Origin of the sequence: Geobacter argillaceus, from assembly GCF_007830735.1 — a bacterium.
Taxonomy (GTDB): domain Bacteria; phylum Desulfobacterota; class Desulfuromonadia; order Geobacterales; family DSM-12255; genus Geomobilibacter; species Geomobilibacter argillaceus.
Genome location: NZ_VLLN01000036.1, coordinates 13938 through 33314 on the forward strand (window position 1 = coordinate 13938; position 19377 = coordinate 33314).

Sequence of the window (19377 nt, forward strand, 5' to 3'; positions counted from 1 at the left end):
AGAGGTGAGATAGAGGAAACGGGACTCCCAACGAACTATTTGCAACCCCGGGGTCTCTTTTCCCGGAATAAATACAAAGCCGATTGTCGCTAACGCGATGGTCGGCTTTTTTTATTACAGAGCCGTAGCCACGGACTGACATCACTTGCAAGGAAGGAGAAGGAACATGACGGAACAGTATGACAGGCTGTTAAATCAGAAGGAGGTTGCAGAATGGATTGGAATGTCTGAAGCATGGATGGAGCAATGCCGTTTCAAAGGGACTGGTATTCCATATGTCAAAATTGGGAGAGCGTGCCGCTATCGAACAAGCGATGTACAGCGGTGGATTGATGAGCACATTGTAGGTTCCGGCATCTGAATTGCGGATTCCACTGATGCCGACCGGCAGCCCGGCGGGATGCCGACCGGCGTTCCAATACGATGCCGACCGGCTGTCCGGTGATGGCGACCGACCAAGTGACGTAGTCGTGAGGGGGGGGGCGGCTACTGTGTCACAGGTTCCGTTTCCCGGTCAAGTGACGACTTTCTCTTCCTCATAGAATCGCCTTTCAATTCTACCTTGTGACCGTTGTGCACCAACCGGTCCAGGATTGCGTCGGCCATGGTCGGGTCCTGCATGGCGTCATGCCAGGCCTTGATCGGCAATTGGCTGGTAATGACGGTAGATTTTCTGCCATAGCGGTCCTCTATGATTTCCAGGAGTTCCCTCTGTTCATCCCTGGAGATGGAAGATAACAGGAAGTCATCCAGGATCAATACCTCGCACTTGCCGAGGCTCGACATGAGCTTGAGGTAGCGGCCGTCATGCCGTGCGACAGCTAGTTCGTGGAACAATCGCGGCGTTCTTTGATAAAACGTGGTGTATCCGTCCCGGCAGGCTTTTTGTGCCAGGGCGCAAGCCAAGTAGCTCTTGCCGGCGCCTGTGGGGCCAGTAATCAGAATGTTCTGCTTGCCTCGAACCCACTGGTTGCCGGTCAGGGACATGACCTGGGAGCGATCCATCCCCCGGTCTGGCCTGAAGTCCAGATCCTCGATGCAGGCGGGTAGTCGGAGTTTGGCGGCTTTGAGCCGGCTCTGCATCCGGGTGTTTTCCAGCACCGTCATCTGGTGGTCTACAATCAGACCGAAGCGCTCCTCAAACGATAGCTGGGCCATGTTCGGGTTGGCGACTTGTTCCTGGAAGGCGTGGGCCATCGCGTAGAGCCGCATGGCGTTGAGTTTGTCGATGGTCGGTTGGGTCAGCATGGTTGCTCCTTTTGTTAGTGGTAGTACTGCGTTCCCCTGACGTTTTCGTGGGTGACGAGCGGCAAGGCCGGTGGGGTGATAAGTGGCCTTTTATCCAGATCATTCTCAAGGGTCGCCTTGATGCTTCTGTAGCTGATTCCCTTGATTGATATCGCACGACGGCAGGCGGCTTCCAGTCTGTCATCCCCGTAGCGCTTGGCCAGGGAGATGATTCCCCTGCAAGAACGGAAATTCTGCTCGGGATGGGTTCTCCTGCCGAGGATGACGGTTATCACCCCGGCGCAAGACTCTCCGATCCGGCCCGCCCATTGTGTCAGGCGTTCGGGGGTCCATTCGGCGTACTCCTGGTGCGACCTGGGCATGTGCTCAGGGAGGGTCGTGTGCAATCCTTTCAGCATCGATCTGGCGTGGGAAGCGACCCGCTTGCCGCTGTGGAAGCATTCGACCGTGGTTTCTGTGTAGCGCGCCCACAACGGTTCGCCGCGCAGACGATGCGGAGCGCTGTAGAAATGCTTGTCGATCTCGAAGTGGTAGTCGATTCCGAGCAGCACCTTTTTCCATTCGGCGTATTGGTAGGGGGATTGGGGCAGAGGCAGGAGCGCTGGGCGCTCCAGTTCTTCGAAGCGGCTTCTGCGGCATCCGGGCAGTTTCCTGAAGGGGCGATTGTTGAGCAGTTCCAGTCGCTCGGCGATGGCGGCGTTCGCTTCGGCAAGCGAGAAGAAGGTCCTTTTTCTCAGTGCCGCCAGGATGAAGCGCTGTACGATCTGAACCCCGACTTCGGCTTTTGCCTTGTCCTTGGGTTTGCGGACGCGGGCGGGTACGATGGCCGTGCCGTAGTGCTCGGCCATTGCCGAATAGGTCTCGTTTATCACGGGCTCGTAGCGGCAGGCCTTGGTCACTCCTGAGAGCAAATTATCGGGGGTGACGACCTGCGGAACACCGTTGATAAAGGCGAAGGTCCGGACATGCGAGCCGGTCCAGTCGGGAAGGGATTGGGTCCAGGTCGCTTCTGCATAGGTGTAGTTGCTGGCGCCGAGAACCGCCACGAACACCTGGGCCTCGCGGATTTCCCCAGTCGAGACATCCACGACCGGCAAGGTTTGACCGCAGTAGTCCACGAACAGCTTCTCCCCGGCGATGTGGAGTTGACGCATGGAAATATCGAGCCCTTTGTGCCACTTGCGATACAGGTCGCAGAAGTGGGAATACTGGATGCCTTCGGCCGTTACTTCCTTGTACTCCTGCCACAGCAGCATGAGCGTCAGATTCTTGTGGGTGGTGAGTTCCTTGTGAATGGAATGCCAGTCTGGCAGGGGAACTTGACGGCAGGTCGGATGGAGAACCGGAGGGTAGAGAAGCCTTTCCAGGGCTTCGTCGTCGATATCGGGTAAGGGCCAGCAGAGGCCGGCAGCCTTAGCGCGGGCGACGGTGTCGGTGACGGTCGTCTTGCCGACACCGACACCTATGGCAATTGCTTTCCTGCTCTGGCCGCATGACCAGGCAAGGCGCAGGATCTCTCTGATTTTTCGCATGGTAACTCTCTCCTGTGGCATTCCATCCTCCTCTAATGAACTGAGGGGAGAAAATACCGTGTGAGGTTACCTCGCGACTACATCAAAACCCCGGTCGGCTTGCACCGGAATCGCGGTCGGCTTGCCAGCGGAATGCCGGTCGGCATCGCTCCGGAATCGCGGTCGGCATCAGAGCGGAATGACGGTCGGCATGGACCGGAATCCGCATGAATTAAAGATTCCAGTATCACAGCATTCATTTGGGCTGATTCCGCATAGGCGGTTCAGCCCTTTTTCTTTCCAGGCTGGCCAGCCAATCAAACCACCGGAAAGGAGAAACATCATGGGAGCAAATGTCTACGAAATCGTCAACAGCCGGATCATCGACCTTCTGGAGCGAGGAACTATCCCGTGGCGCAAGCCGTGGGCAACGTCACAAGGAATGCCGAGAAACTTGGCAAGCATGAAAGAGTATCGGGGTATTAACGTCTTCTTGTTGGCGTGCCAGCAGTACAGTTCACCCTATTGGTTGACCTACAAGCAGGCGGAAGAACGTGGCGGGCATATCCGCAAAGGCGAAAAGTCCACCATGGTCGTTTTCTGGAAGTTGCTGGACAGAAGCAACAGTGCAGCAGATGAGAATAGCACCGAAGATTCGGGCGTATCTGGCAGAGTACCTTTACTCCGGTACTACAACGTATTCAATTTTGAGCAGTGCGAAAACATAGCCTCGCCGTCATCCGAGACACCTACCTACCAGTTCACCCAAATCGAGAGATCAGAGCAAATTATCAAGAACATGACCAACCGCCCGGAAATATCCTATGGCGGCAATCGGGCCAGTTATACACCAGTGAGTGACAAAATCAGAATGCCGTATGAGGACCGGTTCGAGAAAAGCGAAGAGTTCTATTCGGTACTGTTTCATGAACTGGGGCACTCAACAGGCCACCAATCACGGTTAGGCAGGAAGGAAGTTGTCGAACGTCATGAGTTCGGCTCAGAGGAATACTCGGCAGAAGAATTGTGTGCAGAATTCTGTTCGTCATTTCTCTGCGGGGTGGCTGGTATCAGTAACCAGACCATCGAACTTGCGGCATCTTACATTGACGGTTGGCTGAATGTGCTCAAGAAGGACAAGAAGATGCTGGTGGTGGCTGCTGCCAGGGCACAGGCTGCGGCTGATTATATCTTGGGGCGTAAACATGGAGAGGAGGAATTATGACTTCGATTACACCGACCATCAGGCTTTTCACATCACAGGAAGCCCAGGATTCAGGCATACGGATACAAGCACTCATCCTTGAGCATAACGGCAACAATTACCATCTTCACGGTGGCAGCAGGGATACCATTCATGCCTTCACGGAGGGGGTTTGCATCTATGTGCTCACAATCAACAACTCTGTCGGCTACATGGGGTTGAGCACGTACATGTCCTCTGAACCAGATCCGATAAATTCGGTATTCCTTCATTCTGTAGGGGAAATACGAGAGACGCTGGGAGCCAATTGGGAGCGCATGAGCCCCAGAACGATAATCACAAAACTAGTCAACTATCTGATCTAATAGGAGATATCACCATGTACTCACCCAAAATAAATGAACAGCATATTCCGGTCCTCTATCACCTCGGAAAACGCGTGAAGAAGCCAATGACTCGTCTCGTGAACGAAGCAATCAGCCAGTATCTGGAGCGCGAGGCGAGCAACACTGTGAGTGAATCTGGAACAAAAAGGTAATCATTCACTATGGCGCACGGTTTTGGCCGTGCTACTATCACAACGCTTAAAGGAGCATTACCATGGGAAAGACACCGATCATCGAGAAAATCCGAAAACTGCTGGCACTTGCCAATTCAAGCAATGAACACGAAGCTACTCTTGCCGCGTCACATGCTCAACGCCTTTTGTCGGAGCATAACCTGGCAATGGCCGATATCGAACCGGATAACAAACCGCAATCGGCAGACAAGGTGGAAACAACCGTATCCAAAACTTTGTCCAAATGGGTACGTCACCTGTCAGCAGGTGTATGTACGGCATTCGATTGTCAGGCCATTCATCATCCCGCCCTTGGAAAGATGAGTTTCATAGGAGTTGGCGCAGATGTTCAGATCGCTGCATATACCTTCGCCTATCTGGACAAGACGGTCAGGAAATTGTGTAGCAGTTACATGAAACACCATGTCAACGATAGCGTTCCCAATCGCCACCGTGAACTGATGAGGCAGTCCTACTATCTGGGAGCTGTATCCACCATAACGGGACGCTTGCGCGAGCAGAAAGTTCAGACACCCATCACACCCGGCGCTCTTGTTCCCATCAAGGAAGGTCTCATCAAAAAGGCCATGTCCGAAATGGGGCCGACCAGAACCGTCAGGAGCAGACGGAGCTACATCAATTCACATGCTTACTCAAAAGGCCAGCAGGACGGTCAGCAGGTAGGTATTCACAAAGGTGTCACCGGCAGTTCTCCCGCACAGACGACGATACCCAGATAAAACGCAACTACTCGCTACCACTCCCACTAATCCAACAGGGGTTCATGTAGTACGAGCCGTCACGTAAGCCGGTAGGTAAGGTCGGTGACCAAATTACTCATAGCCCACACGCCAAATAGTTAATGACGCTGCAAGTATCGAGAAACCTTGTGTCATCGGTTTTGGTGTGATGTATTGTTGGAGTATGTGGAGAGTTGTGGCAGTTGAGCGGCGATTAGGAAAAAATCGCAATCGGTATGCCAACATTATCGGTGAATAGATCGAGGCTCCGCCTCGTTCGGTCTCTCAAGATGCATTTGCCAAAGGCCGCAAATGTATCTTTCGAGATCCGAGTTGTGAAAACCGGTAGATTGTAGCTTGAGTCGTAATGGATTTTATGTGATATTGAGGACGTAGAGCAAAAAATATTATCTCAATTATTTGACGTTAAGCAGGTCATAAAAAGATTTTTGGAGGCAGTTTTAGAGGTAGTGGCTAAAATATAATTAAGGATAACTCTTTTATATTAGTATGTTATGTGTTTAGTTATAACGACTACCTCACTAGCTGAAAATGCTAGATAATTTTACCCTAGTATCCTCGGTCGGTACACTTTTAGTACACCAGTACTAAAGTGTATCTACCTGAGGATACGGGTATGTCACGCCATCATTTATCATGTTCTAGCGGCTATTATTACTACAGGATAAAGATACCTGTAGACCTAAAGCATCTCTTCCCTTCAACAATAATCAAGAAATCCCTCAAGACAACAGATGTAAAAGCGGCAAGGTGTCTGGCTGTAGGCATGGAGTATAAGGTACAACAGACCTTTACCATGTTGCGCACAGGTATGCTCACAGACGATTTGATTCGTGGTCTGGTAGCTGAATTGTATCCACGCATCAAGTCTGTTGAGCCTGTTGGAAAGGTGCTCTCGTCGTTAATAGTGGATTACGTCAAGGCTCATGAAGACAAGTGGACCCACAAGACCAAGACAGAGGTAATGAGCTGTCATAGGCTGATAGTGGATGTCATGGGCGATGTTGAGGTAAAGGCTATCAGTAGGCAGATGGTCATTGATTTCAAGGATACGATGGTCAGGCTTCCATCAAACCTCTACAAGATTCATGTGGGAAAGACCATCCAAGAAGTGCTTATGATGGCTGGTATCGTTCCTATGAGCACCACATCCGTGAACAAGCACATATTAAGGCTGAGTGCTCTACTGGGCTACGCTGTCAAGGAAGGCATCATACCAGCAAACCTGGCTCAAGGAATGATGATACCCGAGAAGCGTAGGAGCGACGAAGAGAGGAAGGCATATTCTTTCGAAGACGTGCAAAGCATTGTGACGAATCTTCCACGTACCCAAGATAGAGCCGATAGATTCTGGATACCTCTTATTTTCATTATTTGATAAAAGAGCCGAGGAGTAGCGGGTCAATTACGAAAATAATGAAACTTCGATTGCACCTTGCGTCACGCCTTCTCTTTACGCCTGCCTGTCACGTTTCCTCGCGATTGATTTCAAAATATCAATAGGTTTTGTCTCTTCTTCACCATTTTACCCACAATACGCGCATTCGTAGCGTATCCGCGCCTTAATTATTAAAATAATATTATGTTAGGTTTTTGAATGGCTCATTCCTTATCGTAATGTCCTGTTTGGTAAGTGGTTTCCTGTTTGGTGAGAGACGTTGGTACTTGGCGCAAATGTCGCTCTTGAAAAACCAAAACGTCGTTTGGCATATGCCGTGCTTATGGACAGATACAGAACGATGAAGTTACAGACAACCGGGATGGGTACGTATTGGGTGTTGTGTCCATAAAGATTGACATATCCATACGATAGATAAGCTGACTGATGGCAATAATGAGATACAGGGAGAGCATTCAGTGAAAGAATCTGAGCCATTATCGTATTTACGCATATTGGACTTCACCGGAGAGCTTGGGCCTTATGCGGCAAAACTGTATGCAGGTCTCGGCGCCGATGTCATTCACCTTGAACCGATGTCTGGTGATCCATTACGATCAATCAGGCCTTTCTATAACAATGTGGCTGGTAAAGAAAGAAGTTTGCAATTTATTTATTATAACGCCGGTAAACGTGGAATGGTTCTGGATATTGAAAGTGAAAGAGGGAAGGAAGTATTTGTCAAGCTGTGTAAGGATGCGGATATTCTGTTTGAAAGCTTTACCCCTGGCTATCTCGATGGACTGGGTCTTTCCTTTGATGTCTTGAGTGCGGTAAATCCCAAATTGGTACAAACCTCCATTACGCCGTTCGGTCACTTCGGACCGTACAGCGCGTATCCGGGATCAGACCTGACCTGCTCTGCGCTTGGAGGTTTTTTGTATCTGGCAGGCGTCGATAACGACAAGCCGGTACGGCCCTGTGACAATCAGGCCTACAGAATGGCTGAAGTATATGCTGCTGTCGGGAGTTCGATTGCCGCACTGTTTGCCCAGAGAACCGGCATCGGCCAGTTTGTCGATGTCTCCTGCATGGAGGCGGTTGGCATGGCCCTGGAGACTGCTGCCCAATGCTGGGATCTCGAAGGTACGCTGAGACGAGGGCGAGGTCGGGAGGCAGGCTCGGCCACGATTCATCCCTGTAAGGATGGTTTTGTGGCCATTGTCGCCATCATGGGCAGGAACAAGGTCATGTGGGAGCCGTTCATCGAATGGATGAAGGCGGAAGGTGTGGAAGAGTGGGAGGCCTTTGACAACGACAACTGGATCAACGCGGCCTACCGGGAATCCAAGGAGGGATACGACCTGTTCTGCCGCATATTCGAACGGTTCAGCATGAAGCACACCAAGCAGTATCTCTATGATGCCGGGCAGGCCCATCGGGTCGCCATCAGTCCGGTGAGCAACGGCAAAGACCTCCTGGAGAACCCCCAGCTGAACTATCACGACTTCTGGAGGCGGCTGTATCACGAGCCCGTCGGGGGCGAAGTGGTCTGTCCCGGTGCCCCCTACGAGTTCGGGAGTCTTGAATGGCGCCTGGGGGATTCAGCCCCCACCTTTGGCCAGCACACGGCCGAACTGCTTGGCGAATGCGGCTTCAGCGGCCATGAAATCGATGCGCTTGACAAGGAGGGGGTCGTTTATGTTGCCAAATCTTAGAAAAGCCCTCGAAGGGATTGTGGTGTGCGACTTTTCCTGGGTAGGGGCGGGTCCGATCGCCACGAACGTTCTCGGCCAGTGCGGTGCCGAGGTCATCAAGATAGAGAGCAGGAACCGGCCGGATCTCCTGAGAACAGGTGGCCCCTTCAAAGACGGGATCAACGAGGGGTTGGAGCGAAGCGGCTATTTTGCCAACCGTAATCCCAACAAGAAAGGGATTGCGCTGGACATGAGCCATCCCAAGGCCCGGGCCGTCGCCGTTCGCCTGATCAGGAAGAGCGACATCGTCATCAACAACTTCCGCGTGGGACAGATGGAGAAGTGGGGTCTCGGCTGGGAGGATGTCCGGAAGATCAACCCGCGGATCATCTACGTCACCATGAGCCTGCAGGGGGAAACCGGACCGCAGAAGAGCTACATGGGGTTCGGGGTCAACCTGAACGCACTGTGCGGGTTGACAGACCGGGCCTGCTTCCCGGGCGAACGCCCTTTCGGAACCGGCACGAACTATACCGACCATGTCATGGCCCCCAGCCACACGCTCTTTGGCATCATGGCCGCCCTGCTCGACCGGGAGAAGACCGGGAAAGGGCAGACCGTAGCCATCTCCCAGCTGACATCCGCCATCAGCATGGCCCCAACGAGTGCCATGGCCTACGCGGCCAATGGGGACATGCTGGGGCCGGCGGGGTTCGGCGATCCCGATGCGGCGCCCCACGGCCTGTTCACTGCCCTCGGTTACCGGAGATGGGTCGCCATTGCCGTGTTCAGTGAGGACGAATGGCGGGCGCTCAAGAAGGTGATGGGCAACCCCGCCTGGGCCGCGGACGAGAAGTTCGGCTCGCTGCAGAGCCGCAAAGAAAACGAGCAGGAACTGAACGACCATATCGAGGCATGGACAACGGGACTGCACGCGGACTGGATCATGAACGAGCTGCTCAGAAACGGGGTCAGGGCCGGGGTGGTCAACGACGCGCGGGGGGCCATCGAGGACGAGCACTTAAGGACGCGGGAGTTCTGGTCATACCTGGATCATCCGGTCATGGGAAACACCTTGTACAACCGGGCGCCTATCCGCTTTTCCAAGACCCCGCTGCGGATGGAAACGGCCGCCCCGTTACTGGGTCAGCATACCAGGGATGTGCTGAAGGGGATGCTCGACTATACGGACGAAGAGATCGCGACGCTCAGCGAGGAAAAGGTGCTCGTATAGCGGCCTTCAACCTCAATCCGTGACGGCTGGCGCGTCGACGGAGCGGCGCGGCAGCCGTCACGAATACTAAACCACCAGGAGAAGACCATGGATTTCAGCATACCCGAAGAATACATGATGCTCAAAGAGTCGATGCGGGAGTTCGTCAAGCGTGAACTGATGCCGCTGGAAAAGACCCTGCTGGAGCGTGAGCTTTCACTCTGGACTAAGCCCGGCCACCTTATCCCTGAAGAAGATCACAAAAGGCTGCTGAAGAAATCCCAGGAGCTCGGCTTCTGGGGCCTCGAAGTGGACGAAGAGTTCGGCGGCCAGGGACTCGGGATGCTGGCGAAGACCCTGGTGGTGGAAGAACTCTCCAAAAGTCTGGTCGGTTTCTCCAACCACGGCTTCACCCTCCCGCCGGACGCCCCCAACCTGTACTACCTGCACGAGTGCTGCGGCCCCAGGCAGCGGGAGAAGTACTTCGTACCGTACTGCAACGGCGATGTCGATTCAGCCATGGCCTGCACCGAACCGGGTGCCGGGTCGGACGTCAGCGGTCTGAAGACCAAGGCGGTGAAAAAGGGTAGCAAGTGGATCATCAACGGGACCAAGTCATTTATCAGCAAATGCGACTATGACAACGTCTTTTTCATCGTTATCGCTGTCACCGACCCTGCTGCCGCAACAAAGGACCGGTTCACGGCGTTTCTCATCGACCGGGAGCACCCGGGAGTAAGGATAGGCAAGGAGATCCCCGTCATCGGCCCCATGCCGACCTGGGACCTGATCCTGGAGGATGTGGAGGTGGATGACGACTCCATCCTCGGCGAGGTGGGCAAGGCGTTCATCCCGCTTCAGAATCGGTTCGGTGTCCGCCGGATCGAGCTGGCCTCCAGCTGCACCGGCATGGCGGAGCGGCTGATCCAGATGATGATCGACCAGGCCAACACCCGCGTTACCTTCGGCCAGCCGCTGGCCGACCGGGGCACCATCCAGAACTGGATCGCCGACTCCACCATGGAACTGGAGCAGGTCCGCTGGATGCTCTACTACACAGCCTGGAAATCGGATCAGGGGCACAAGGACCTGCGGATCGAAGGGGCGAGCGTCAAGGTGGCGGCGACCGAGATGTTGACCAAGGTGGCTGACCGGGCCATCCAGATTCACGGGGGCCTGGGCGTTGCGCATGAACTGGGGATCGAATATGTGGCGCGGCATGTACGGATCTGGCGCATCGTGGAAGGCCCGTCCGAGATCCATCGCTGGCTGATTGCCCGGCAGCTGTTGAAGGAGAAAAAGCCGTACAACCCGTTCATCGTTTCCAGTGACGAGGATTAACACTAACGAACGACCAAATATCGAGACAAGGGATATCAGGAGGAAGCAATGGGAGTTGATTTCAAACAAGAGGGGAATGTCGCCTACATCACGCTGAACCGGCCCGACGCCATGAATGCGCTGGATCCCGAGGCCCTGGTGCGCCTGGCGGAAATCTGGGCGGAGGTGAAAAATAACCCCGACATCCGGGTAGCGGTGCTGACCGGGGCCGGGGAAAAGGCCTTCTGCACCGGAACGGACATGAAAAAGGCAAAGGTCCCTGATGAATGCATGGCCGCGCTCTACTACAAGGAAGGGCAGCCGATCATTCCGCACATGAAGATGTGGAAGCCGATCATCGCCTGCATCAACGGGTTCGCCATCGGCGGAGGCCTGGAAATGGCCCTGGCGTGTGACCTGAGGATCTGCAGCACAACGGCGAAGTTCGGCCTGACCGAGACAAAGGTGGCGAGCCTTGCCGGCCTGAACGGCACGCAGTGTCTGCCGCGGGCCATCCCCCAGGCAGTAGCAATGAAGATGCTCCTGACCGGTGAACTGATCGATTCCGCCGAAGCGCTCAGGGTCGGTCTGGTCAGCGATGTAGCGGAGCCGGACCAACTGATGGAGCTGGCCAGGAAGTATGCGGAGAAAATAGCGGGCAATGCCCCCTTGAGTGTCATGGCCGCAAAACAGGCAGCGGTCATGGGAAGGGATATGCCGCTGCAGCATGCCATCGACTTCTCGTACCTGTTGTGGGGAATCCTGCGGGACACGGAAGACCGGAAAGAAGGTTTCACGGCCTTTGCCGAGAAGAGGGCACCACAGTATCGGGGCAGGTAGTTCCGGAACGGGAGCTATCAGATAACTCAGGTTGCTCAAAAGCAGTCAGATCGTCGCACCCGCAGAAAGCTCCGCGGAGGTGTAGCAGCGCTACGCCGCACAAGGAAGCTTTCGAGGACGGCGGCGAGATGGCTGGTTTTCAGCAACCTGCCAAGGAGTCAGATCATGCAGATAGTCGTCTTGGCGAAAGTGGTACCGGATTACGAAGTCCCGTCGGCGGACTTCGAACTGGTGGAGAACAGGGCGCATCCCCGGTACACGAGGATGATCGGGCTGTACGATGAAAATGCCGTCGAACTCGGCGTGCAGTTGAAGGAAAGGCATGACGCCGAGTTGACGGTTGTCTCCTATGGCCTGAGCGAGGATGTCCAGTTCCTCAGAAAGGCCCTTGCCATGGGAGCCGACAAGATCGTCCTCGTCGAGGGGAGCTCGGACGACCCGTACGTGATCGCCGCCAACCTGAAGGATGCCATCGACCGGCAGGGGAGCGTGGATCTGGTCCTGGCGGGCCGCCAATCCTCGGACATGGACCGGGGTGTCGTACCCGGCCTCTTGGCCGGCATGCTCGATTACCCGTTCGTACCCCAGGCCTGCAGCGTGGAGAACGTGGATGGGGGGTGGAAGATCGCCCAGATCACGGAGACCGGAAAGCGGCTGATGAAGCTGACCGGCAAAGGGGTCCTCTCCATCACCAGCGTTCCCGAGAACGTCCCCCGGATTCCGGCAGTGAAGGCGATCTTTGCCGCCAAGAAGAAGCCCGTGGAAAAGCTGGCCGAGATCGGGTCCCAGAAAATGAGCATTTCCGAGCTGTCGGTCACCATCCCGAAGATGGAATCGGTCTGCGAACTGATACCGGCCGAGGATATGGATGATGCTGTTCGTGTGCTGCTGAGAAGGCTCAAGGAGGAACGGTTCCTATGAAAACGCTGATCATTGAAACGGCCAATCCCAAGATCCTCGGCGAGTTGGTTACCGTCGGCCGGCTGTTCTGTGCGACCCCGGACGTTGTCGTGCTGGGTTCCGGCGAGCTGGCGGGGAGCTACGGCAAGGCCTATCGGGTTCCCGATACCCTGGGGGCAAATATCGGATCGGGTCTGGCCGACCTCATCCGCAGGGAAGGGTATGAACTGATCCTCCTCAGCACGACCGCCATCGGGAGCGGACTCGCCGGCCCCCTGGCGGTCAGCCTGGGTGCCCCGATCCTTTCCGAAGTAACCGGCATTGCCCCTGACCTGACCATAGAACGGTCCCTCTACGGCTCAAAGGCGGTTGCCCGCTACCAGGTGGCATCCGGGCCGCTGGTGCTGACCATCAAGCGCAAATACTTCGAGGCAGCAGTCCTGGAAGGTACGGTAGAGACCGTCGACCTGCCGGCAGGACCGCAGAGGATAGCGCTGTTGGAGGAAATCGACGAGGAGCGCCAGGGTATTCCCCTTGAAGACGCCGAGGTGATCGTTACCGGCGGGAGAGGGATCGGTACCGGTGACAACTTCACCATCCTCAACGACATGGCCGGACTGTTGAAAGGGGCAGTCGGGGCATCACGGGGCGCGGTGGACGAAGGGTGGATGCCGCCCGGTGCCCAGATCGGCCAGACCGGCAAGATCGTGGCGCCGAACGTCTATTTCGCTGTTGGCGTGTCCGGCGCAAGCCAGCACCTGGCGGGCATTTCCAACGCCAAGTGCGTCGTTGCCATCAACAAGGACAATGAAGCGAACATCTTCAAGCGGGCCAGGTTCGGCATCGTGGGCGACTACAAAAAGGCGGTGCCGGCCCTGATCAACGCCCTCAAGGAGAATGGCTGAGATGGAACGGGTCCCCTATTGGAATATCAGCTACGGCCTCTTGATCGACCTCCTGTCCCTGCCGGCAATGGCTGTCTTCGGGTACGGGATCTATCGCCACTGGTGCCGCATCCGGCAAGGGAAAGCGAGCATCAGACTGGGCCTGACCCTGGACGCACTGAAGCTGGGACCTCTCTATCTGCGGTCCTTCCTTACCCGGGGGATTGTTGGGACCCGTATCTACAGGAAACTGTTCACCGGCATTGCCCACGGCCTGCTGTTCTGGGGGATGGTCGTACTGACGGTGGGGACCGTGCTGGTGTTTGCCAATGTGCTGTTCGGCATCCCCGTATTCAAGGGGGAGTTCAACCGCCTGTTCATGGGCGCATTCCTCGACGCCGCCGGGGTGGCGGCCCTGGCCGGGGTACTGTTCCTCCTACGGCGGCTCTTTCCGCCTGAACGGTTGACCTGCTTCAAGGCCAACTCCGCCTTTATCCTGATCGAGGCGGTGATTGTCGCCATCATCGTGACCGGCTTCCTCATCGAGGGGGCAAGGATCGCCCAGACCGGTGCCGATCCCGGCTCGTTCGTCGGCAACTGGTTGGCAGCGCAGCTGGCCGGCAACGGAGCACTCCCCGCAATCCATCGGTGCCTCTGGTGGACTCACGGTCTGATCGCCCTCGCCCTGATCGCCTACATCCCCTTTTCCCCCCTGGTCCATCTGGTGCTGGCACCTGCCAACGCCGGGCTCGACATACCGGTCCCCGGCCCCAAGATGGGGGTCATCGATTTCGAGGCCTTCGAGGGCGAAGGAGAAGAGACGCCTAGCCTGGGGGTGAGCAAGCTGGCCGATTTCAGCCGGAAGAACCTGCTGGATATCTCCACCTGCCTGCAGTGCGGGCGGTGTCACGAGGTCTGCCCTGCGGCCCAGACCGGTAAACATCTTTCTCCCAAGGGGGTCATGGTCACCCTTGCCGAATATCTGCAGCAGGGGCGGATGGACGACGATTCGCTCCTCGAGACCATTTCCACCGATACCATCTACAGCTGCACCACCTGCGCCGCCTGCATGGAGGCCTGCCCCGTGTCGGTGAACCAGCCCAATGCAATCCTCAGGATGCGACAGCACCTGCTCATGGAGCGCTCGGAGATACCCGACATCATGGGCCAGGCACACCGGAGCCTGGAGGCTCGGCATCACCCCTTCGTCGGCACCGGCTTCGGCCCGAACGACTGGCGAAAGGGGCTGGAGGTCCCGTTCTATGAGAAGGACACGACCGAGTATCTCCTCTGGATCGGCTGTTCGGTCGCCTATGAAGAGCGAACGCAAAATATCGCCCGGGCCATGGTTGCCATCCTCAAGAACGCCGGCGCGTCGTTTGGCATCTTGGAAGAGAACCGCTGCACCGGCGACCCGGCAAAACAGATGGGCAACGAATTCCTGTTTACCGAGATTGCCGGCCAGAACATTGAAGAGTTCGACGAGCTGGGGGTGACCAAGGTCATCACCCTGTGCCCCCACTGCTTCAACAGCTTTACCCGCCATTACCCCTTGCTGGGTGCGAAATTCAACGTCATACCCCACGCGGTGCTCCTGCGCAACCTGATCGATGCCGGGACGATACGGCTTGCGAACAGCAGACAGACCATCTGCTACCACGACCCGTGCTATCTGGGCAGGCACAACAATGTGCTGTCCGATCCCCGTCAGGTGGTCTCGTCGGTGGGACAGCTGGTTGAGATGCCGAGATCGGGATGCGAAAGCTTCTGCTGCGGTGCCGGCGGGGGGAATTACTGGACCGAGGAGGAAGGAACCCGGATCAATCAGACCCGGGCCAAAGAGGCCCTGGATACGGGCGCGCAGACGATTGCCACAGCCTGCCCGTTCTGCATGCTGATGCTGACCGACGGCCTGAAGAAGTTTACGGAAGAGCAGATGGTGAAAGACATAGCGGAGCTGGTCTGCAGTCAGATGGAAGCATAAATGGATAATCCTTGCGATTGAACAGGTGTGTTCGGTTGCTTGGCCAGAGATAAGAACATTGAACGGAATAAAAGGAGGAACGACATGGCAAACCAAGAAGATGCCCCGAAGAAAAAGGTGAAGGAAAAGGAACCGGACATCACGTTTTTCCATCCGGACATCCTTGAAGTACCGGCGGACGGCAGTTCGCCCTACCTCAAAGGATATCGTTGCAAGAAATGCGGCCAACTGGATTTCAAGGTTACACTCTGCACCGGTTGCTGGGGGGAGGAATTTGAGGTGGTGCCCTTGTCCCGCAGAGGCAAGGTCTACAGCTTTTCCGATATCTATATCGGCCAGCCGGGGTTGGCTACACCGTATATATTCGCCTATGTGGACCTGCCTGAAAATCTGAGGGTTTTCGCTCAACTGGAGGGAGACGTCGGTACGTATCGCTGTGACGAGGATGTCGAGCTGACCATCGGACCGATCAGGATGAACAGCGATAATCTTCCGATCATGAGTTACAAGTTCAAGAAGATTGCGGCGTGACCATTGTTAATCACTAGAGAGATAGACAGGAGATGTATCCATGAAATTACAGCGTGAAGTTTATATAGCAGGTGTCGGTGAAACCAGGTTTGGCAAACATACAATCGATTTTGACGGCCTCGGGAGGGAAGCTGCTTTTCAGGCCATGAAGAGCTCCAATATTGATCGCCCCGATATGGTCCAGAGTGCCTATGTCGGTAACGGCTTCAATGACATGGTCACGGGGCAGACCGTATTTCGCGGCCTGGGCATGTGTGGCCCGAAGCTGCCGATCATCAATGTGCAAAGCGCCTGCTCGGCCGGAGCCATGGCCGTCTTCTGTGCCATCAAGGACGTTGCCACCGGCTTGACCGACCTCTCGATGGGGGTTGGCTGCGAGAATCACACCATGCACCGCCAGAGCGGAGCAGCGTTCAGTGCCGCCCAGTCGGATATAGAAACGATGCATGGCGCGGTAATGACCGGGAAATATGCCATGCGGGCGACACGGTACATGCACGAGACCGGCGCCACTATCGAGGATCTGGCGATGATCACGGTAAAGAACCGCAAGCATGCCACCCATAACCCCCATGCCTGGTTCAAGGGGGCGATCACGGTTGAGGAAGTTGTTAACTCGCGTATGGTCGCCTATCCCATGACGCTCCAGCAGTGTTGCGGTATTGCCGATGGTGCGGCCGCGGTGGTGGTCGGGTCGAAGGAGATGATGAAAAAGCTGGGGATAGCCAAGCCGGTGAAAGTTGCCGGTGTGGTCGTGGAGTCCGGCCCCTATCATAACAGGCCCAGGGATATTACCGGTGACGACATCACCGAGACCACGTCCGAAAAGCTGTATGAAGAATCAGGTATCGGTCCCAAAGAGGTCAACATTCTTGAGCTGCACGACGCCTTTACCATTGCGGAACTCCTTTACTATGAGTGTATGGGGCTCTGCAATAAGGGTGATGGGCTAAAGTTCCTGCGCGACGGGCAGTCAACCTATGGCGGCCAGTGCGTTGTCAGCCCTCGGGGCGGGATGCTCTCCTACGGTCACCCGATCGGCGCCTCCGGGGCCGCCCAGATTGCCCAGAACGTAAAGCAGTTGCGTGGGGAGTGCGGCGGGCACCAGGTCGGCCCGACGCCAAAGGTTGCCATGTCCCACGTCACGGGCGGTGGGCTTTCCGGCACCGAGCATGCTGCCTGCACCATGCACATGCTGGTAAAGGGGTGGTAGGAGAGGAGTCTGGTTCATATATTCTCAGCAAGAGCAAGGAGATGTAGTCATGAAAGACAGAACAGCACTGATCGTAGGCGCGGCAAACGATATAGGAGGAGCAATGAGCATCAGATTCGCCAAGCTTGGGGCGAGACTGGTTCTGATTGACTCCGACCGGCAGAAACTGGATGAGATTGCCGGCAAGGTAGCAGCGGCAGGCTCTGAAGCGGAGTGCATTGCCGCGGACTGTGCAAATTCCGGTGCGGTCAAGACCGTAGTGGACGCAGTTGTCAAGAAATATGGCTCAATAGATATCCTCGTCAACAACATCGACCATAAAGACGGCGTGCCGATCTCTGAAAGCAGTGTTGAGACCTGGGAGCGCTCCCTGAAGGACAACATAACCCCGCTGGTCTCCTTTTGCCTTAACGTGATTCCGGTCATGAGGAAAAGGAACTACGGCCGGATTGTGAATGTCGGCAGTCTCGACTATCTTGGTACACCGAATCAGTCTAACTACTGTGCGTCAAAGTCTGCCATCTTCGGGTTGACCCGCTCCTTTGCCCTTGAGCTCGCAAAAGACGGCATTACGGTCAATCAGATTCTGAAGGGCGATCTCAAGACGTCGGAAAATGTACTCTCCGCAGAGGCAGAAGAACAGAGTGCCGCGCGGTTGCCGGTGCAGCGTCTGGGGAGGCCCGATGACATCGCCTATGCCGCAGCGTACTTCGCAGCCGGCACGAGCGGATACGTCACCGGCCAGAACCTTATCGTGTGCGGCGGGAAAAGCATCTATTCGTCAATGTCCGCATAGACATTGTGGAAGCTAGTGAGGAGGAACATCATGGCGGGTTTACAGGGCAAGGTAGCATTGATAACCGGGTCGGCAAGCGGCATGGGGAAGAAAACGGCACAGCGGCTGGCGGAAAGGGGGGTGAAGATCGTCATCAACGATATCGTTCCCGAAAAGGTCGAGCAGACTGTCCAGGAATTCAGAGCGCAAGGGTTTGAGGTAATGGGGAAGGTTGCCGACATCTGCAATGCCTCAGCCGTTGCGGAGATGGTGAAGGAGGCGGTGGAGAGATTCGGCTCGGTGGACATCCTGGTGAACAACGCCGGGATGGAGAAGGCGGGCGCACTGAGAAATCTCAGCGAGAAGGACTGGGATGTCACCGTGAACGTCAATCTCAAGGGTGCATTTCTCTGCAGCCAGGCCGTGCATGGCTACATGGTGGAGAAGGGGGGCGGACGGATCATCAACATTGCTTCGCGTGCATGGCTGGGGGGAGCAGGGCAGGCGCCCTATGCGTCAGCCAAGGCAGGCCTGGTGGGCCTTACCAGGACCCTGGCCCTGGAGCTCGGCAGGAAGGGGGTTACCGTGAACTGCATAGCCCCCGGGCTCATCCATACGCCCATGTGGGACGAGCTGCCTGAAAAGAATCGGTCGGCATTTCTCGCCAAGCAGCCTACCGGCAAGATCGGCGAGGATGACGATATTGCCAATGCGATCCTCTTTTTCGTTGACGATGACGCCTCGTTCATCACCGGTCAGGTTTTTTATGTGTGCGGCGGGCGGAGTTTGTTTGCAGGGTAGCTTTCCGTAGCCAAAACAGACAGGCAATAATTGCTGAAAGTGAGCTTGAACAAACTGACATTTCTTCTCCAATCAGTACTAAACGGCATGGAGCATTAGTTCCTCTGTTGAATTGAAAGCGGGTGCTTAGTTATTCCGGAGGGTGCCGCACATGTCACAAACGATGAGGCAGTTCGTTTGTGTGTGGTCGTCGTCAATTTTTAGGACGACGAAGGTCACTAGTACCACTTAACATTTAATATTTCGTTTAATTGCGGTATATGGCATACTGGCGTAACTCATTCAAGGAGGCCACCATGTCGCCAAGATACCGAGTAACACTTACCGAGCAGGAGCGTAAAGATCTTGAAGCCTTAACCAAGCGTGGAAAGACCCACGCAAGGCGGTTTGTCCACGCCCGTGCCTTGTTGCTTTCTGATGCCGGTGATAATGGTCCAGGCTGGAGTGTTGCTGATACTGCAGAGGCACTTGGTGTGAGTAGTCGGACAATTGAACACCTGAAGAAGCGTTTTGTAGAAGATGGCCTCGAAGCTGCACTTGAGCGGAAACAGCGGGAGA

The 19377-nt window shown here is 55.6% G+C and carries 19 protein-coding genes; 17 read left to right on the forward strand and 2 right to left on the reverse strand.

From position 1 onward, the window contains the following. The first annotated feature begins 166 nt into the window (after nucleotides 1-166). A complete protein-coding gene (locus tag JN12_RS18645; protein WP_145025600.1) occupies nucleotides 167-361 on the forward strand; it encodes a helix-turn-helix transcriptional regulator in 195 nt (64 codons plus the stop codon). A gap of 125 nt (nucleotides 362-486) precedes the next feature. Here JN12_RS18645 and istB read toward each other — a convergent pair whose 3' ends face one another. Next, nucleotides 487-1248, reverse strand: coding sequence for an IS21-like element helper ATPase IstB (gene istB, locus JN12_RS18650; RefSeq protein WP_145025602.1), 762 nt, complete (start codon nucleotides 1246-1248; stop codon nucleotides 487-489). 14 nt (nucleotides 1249-1262) lie between these two features. Next, a complete protein-coding gene (gene istA / locus JN12_RS18655; protein WP_145025604.1) occupies nucleotides 1263-2780 on the reverse strand; it encodes an IS21 family transposase in 1518 nt (505 codons plus the stop codon). Between the two features lie 322 nt (nucleotides 2781-3102). On the opposite strand from istA, the gene JN12_RS18660 reads away from it, so the two are divergent. The 16 genes from JN12_RS18660 to JN12_RS18735 form a co-directional block, all read left to right on the forward strand. Continuing rightward, the gene (locus tag JN12_RS18660; protein ID WP_145025606.1) at nucleotides 3103-3984 is read left to right on the forward strand and encodes an ArdC family protein; all 882 of its coding nucleotides are present in this window, start codon (nucleotides 3103-3105) and stop codon (nucleotides 3982-3984) included. Further along, nucleotides 3981-4328 (forward strand): hypothetical protein, encoded by a 348-nt coding sequence (locus JN12_RS18665; protein WP_145025608.1) that lies wholly within the window; start codon nucleotides 3981-3983, stop codon nucleotides 4326-4328. The genes JN12_RS18660 and JN12_RS18665 overlap by 4 nt, the downstream gene beginning before the upstream one ends. A gap of 235 nt (nucleotides 4329-4563) precedes the next feature. Next, nucleotides 4564-5262 carry a DUF2786 domain-containing protein gene (locus JN12_RS18670; RefSeq protein ID WP_145025610.1) on the forward strand — a complete coding sequence of 233 codons (699 nt, stop codon included), beginning with the start codon at nucleotides 4564-4566 and terminating at the stop codon, nucleotides 5260-5262. A 637-nt stretch (nucleotides 5263-5899) separates the two neighbouring features. After that, nucleotides 5900-6661, forward strand: a complete 762-nt coding sequence (locus JN12_RS18675) for a DUF6538 domain-containing protein (protein WP_145025612.1) — start codon at nucleotides 5900-5902, stop codon at nucleotides 6659-6661. 479 nt (nucleotides 6662-7140) lie between these two features. Continuing rightward, nucleotides 7141-8379, forward strand: a complete 1239-nt coding sequence (locus JN12_RS18680) for a CaiB/BaiF CoA transferase family protein (protein WP_145025614.1) — start codon at nucleotides 7141-7143, stop codon at nucleotides 8377-8379. Next, on the forward strand, nucleotides 8363-9592 hold the full coding sequence (locus JN12_RS18685) for a CoA transferase (protein ID WP_145025616.1): 1230 nt from the start codon (nucleotides 8363-8365) through the stop codon (nucleotides 9590-9592). Before JN12_RS18680 ends, JN12_RS18685 begins: the two co-directional genes overlap by 17 nt. A gap of 87 nt (nucleotides 9593-9679) precedes the next feature. Continuing rightward, nucleotides 9680-10912, forward strand: coding sequence for an acyl-CoA dehydrogenase family protein (locus JN12_RS18690; RefSeq protein WP_145025618.1), 1233 nt, complete (start codon nucleotides 9680-9682; stop codon nucleotides 10910-10912). A 48-nt stretch (nucleotides 10913-10960) separates the two neighbouring features. After that, nucleotides 10961-11731: an enoyl-CoA hydratase/isomerase family protein gene (locus JN12_RS18695; protein WP_145025620.1), complete on the forward strand. Its 771-nt coding sequence runs from the start codon at nucleotides 10961-10963 to the stop codon at nucleotides 11729-11731. Nucleotides 11732-11896: 165 nt separating this feature from the next. After that, nucleotides 11897-12652, forward strand: coding sequence for an electron transfer flavoprotein subunit beta/FixA family protein (locus JN12_RS18700; RefSeq protein ID WP_145025622.1), 756 nt, complete (start codon nucleotides 11897-11899; stop codon nucleotides 12650-12652). Then, a complete protein-coding gene (locus JN12_RS18705) occupies nucleotides 12649-13536 on the forward strand; it encodes an electron transfer flavoprotein subunit alpha/FixB family protein (protein ID WP_145025624.1) in 888 nt (295 codons plus the stop codon). Before JN12_RS18700 ends, JN12_RS18705 begins: the two co-directional genes overlap by 4 nt. A gap of 1 nt (nucleotide 13537) precedes the next feature. Next, nucleotides 13538-15499 carry a heterodisulfide reductase-related iron-sulfur binding cluster gene (locus JN12_RS18710; RefSeq protein WP_145025626.1) on the forward strand — a complete coding sequence of 654 codons (1962 nt, stop codon included), beginning with the start codon at nucleotides 13538-13540 and terminating at the stop codon, nucleotides 15497-15499. Nucleotides 15500-15583: 84 nt separating this feature from the next. Next, nucleotides 15584-16030, forward strand: a complete 447-nt coding sequence (locus JN12_RS18715; RefSeq protein ID WP_145025628.1) for a Zn-ribbon domain-containing OB-fold protein — start codon at nucleotides 15584-15586, stop codon at nucleotides 16028-16030. 40 nt (nucleotides 16031-16070) lie between these two features. Then, nucleotides 16071-17243, forward strand: coding sequence for a thiolase family protein (locus JN12_RS18720; RefSeq protein WP_145025630.1), 1173 nt, complete (start codon nucleotides 16071-16073; stop codon nucleotides 17241-17243). A 49-nt stretch (nucleotides 17244-17292) separates the two neighbouring features. Further along, complete coding sequence (locus JN12_RS18725; RefSeq protein WP_145025632.1) at nucleotides 17293-18039, forward strand: SDR family NAD(P)-dependent oxidoreductase; 747 nt, start codon at nucleotides 17293-17295, stop codon at nucleotides 18037-18039. A gap of 30 nt (nucleotides 18040-18069) precedes the next feature. Continuing rightward, nucleotides 18070-18819 carry an SDR family NAD(P)-dependent oxidoreductase gene (locus JN12_RS18730; RefSeq protein WP_145025634.1) on the forward strand — a complete coding sequence of 250 codons (750 nt, stop codon included), beginning with the start codon at nucleotides 18070-18072 and terminating at the stop codon, nucleotides 18817-18819. Nucleotides 18820-19115: 296 nt separating this feature from the next. After that, nucleotides 19116-19377: helix-turn-helix domain-containing protein (locus tag JN12_RS18735; RefSeq protein ID WP_170242072.1), on the forward strand; the 262-nt coding region annotated here is incomplete at its 3' end.